This window comes from Serratia sp. A07, from assembly GCF_058725505.1.
Genome location: NZ_JBZXDO010000236.1, coordinates 1 through 648 on the forward strand (window position 1 = coordinate 1; position 648 = coordinate 648).

Sequence of the window (648 nt, forward strand, 5' to 3'; positions counted from 1 at the left end):
TTTTTATTCCTAACTTAAAACCACGTCCTGTGGACGTGGTTATCGACTCGGTTTTGGCTCTGCCTGTAAAAACCTGCTCATGCCAAAATCCCTATCTGTTGTCCCCACAACTGATAAGGAAATTAAACATGAGCAGGTTTCAAAGAGCTTCCCACGTACTGTGGCATTGTCAATATCATATAGTCTGGACGCCTAAGTGCCGTTTCAGAATTCTCAAAGGCAATGTTGGGAAAGAAGTGTACCGACAGATATGGATACTCAGTGAGCAACTGAAGATCCAAATTATTGAACTAAACGTTCAGTTAGATCATGTGCATCTTTTGGTGAAGATACCGCCGAAGTTGTCAGTATCAGAAGTGATGGGCCACTTGAAGGGTAGGACAGCAATAAGGCTCTTCAGCAAATTTCCCTACTTACGTAAGCATAAACTATGGGGAAATCACTTCTGGGCAAAGGGATACTGTGTAGACACCGTAGGTGTGAATGCAGAAATGATCCGTAAATACGTCAAGTATCAAGAAAAGCATGAAGCGGATGATAAACAGCTATCGCTACATGAAGTGTGAAGAGAGGGCTCTATGAGTCCGAACTTAGAGCGCCCCTCTGGGGCGTAGTCAAAGCCGCCTTCTATGAAGGCGGATTTTTACT

1 protein-coding gene is annotated in these 648 nt (G+C 43.8%); it reads left to right on the forward strand.

Annotated features, from left to right (window positions below; all coding sequences use genetic code 11):
- The first annotated feature begins 128 nt into the window (after nt 1-128).
- Nucleotides 129-566, forward strand: a complete 438-nt coding sequence (gene tnpA, locus AC4PR2_RS29500) for an IS200/IS605 family transposase (RefSeq protein ID WP_039567450.1) — start codon at nt 129-131, stop codon at nt 564-566.
- Nucleotides 567-648 lie beyond the last annotated feature (82 nt).